The sequence below is a fragment of the Wolbachia endosymbiont of Mansonella perstans genome, from assembly GCF_020278605.1.
GTDB lineage: Bacteria > Pseudomonadota > Alphaproteobacteria > Rickettsiales > Anaplasmataceae > Wolbachia.
Genome location: NZ_JACZHU010000138.1, coordinates 1 through 1,409 on the forward strand (window position 1 = coordinate 1; position 1,409 = coordinate 1,409).

Consider the following 1,409-nt stretch of genomic DNA (forward strand, 5'->3'; position numbering starts at 1 on the left):
AAAACACCGCTTCTTTTGTTGTAGTCAAAGGAAGGCATCGTATAGGAGAAAGTCGATTAACTCAAGAGTTCGGTAAGCATTTTGAGTAATGTTACTCATTTATAGGTTTACCACCAGAAAAGCATACTATAATGTCTCACCAATTTAATGAATTTTCTAGGTAAATTGCTAGGTAAATTAATACGCCTTTTGCTAGGTATGATGACTGGAGCGATTTACTATGGACAGTTGGCAAGCGTATACTATCAGGGAAAATATTACTGCTGTTTGATAAAATCTCTTAGATGGGTTCAAAAGATCTAACTTTTTTAGGCAAAATAAAGAGTTTTTAGGAGACACAGCTAAAGAATAACAACAAGTTAATTTTTTTGTGTGTGGATCTGCATCATCTTGAATCGAAAAAAACATACTTAGTAGTACTGGTTTTGTAGGAAGGATATCATTAAATTTGACACTCTGGGAATTAGCGCTTTCTGATTGCAATAGATTTTGGCCAAAAAATATTTCATCATACGAAAATTTTAAGGTACTCGCAGTGCCGGCAGAATTCCAAAATATTTAGAAGGGGTAAATTTTAAACACAGTGTTAAAGAAAATATTAAAAAGCTTTATTTCTCGAAAGGTGGTTTTTAGTTGGGAGTTTGGTCAAGTATTATCAGATTTATTCGTGTGAAAAACGGCTTTTTATAAGCAAATAGTCAGGACTTTTTCTACTGGAGCTAAAGAACAAGAAGAAATTTATGTTGCTTTGGACATTGCGAGACATGGATACATTTCCGAGTATCTATATGAGCTCGAGCTTGCTGGTTTTATTGCAAAGGATCACACTTGGAATATAAAAACAGATATTGATTCGCGACTAAGAAGGTACAGACTTCAAGATAACTATTTAAGGTTTTATCTAAAATATATTGAAAAAAATCTAGGAAAAATTATCGTAACACCTACTTTATAGGATTACTTACATTCCTACCGGAGTGGCATATAATCATCGGACTTCAGTTTGAAAATTTGGTGCTTAACAATAGAAAAAGCACATATAATATCTTGGGATTGATGGAATAGTAAGCAAAAATTCATTTTTTCAGAGGAAGACAAGCAATAGTGCTGAATGTCAAATTGATTATATGATTCAGGCAAAGTTCAACACTCTCTACATTTGCGAAATCAAATTTTCAAAAAATAAAATCGGTCATTCAATAGTCCAAAAAATACAAACAAAAATAGATATACTAAACCGTCCAAAAGGCTTTTCATGCCGTCCAGTTCTCATTCACGTTAATGATGTAAGTGATGACGTTATAGATAGTGACTACTTTGCAAGCATAATTGATTTTGGAGAGTTATTAAATTGTAATACTAATGGTAATAGGACAAATTAAGGGTACCGTTTTGCCAGTCAACAATGG

At 32.8% G+C, this 1,409-nt stretch carries 1 protein-coding gene; it reads left to right on the plus strand.

Annotation, left to right across the window (positions count from 1 at the left end; all coding sequences use genetic code 11):
- Positions 1–1,127: 1,127 nt before the first annotated feature.
- On the plus strand, positions 1,128–1,382 hold the full coding sequence (locus IHO13_RS05455) for a hypothetical protein (RefSeq protein ID WP_225538625.1): 255 nt from the start codon (positions 1,128–1,130) through the stop codon (positions 1,380–1,382).
- The last annotated feature ends 27 nt before the right edge of the window (positions 1,383–1,409 follow it).

What these genes read in the sequence shown, in the direction of transcription:
- IHO13_RS05455 (WP_225538625.1), top strand. Translation starts at nt 1,128, where the DNA reads ATGATTCAGGCAAAGTTCAACACTCTCTACATTTGCGAAATCAAATTT.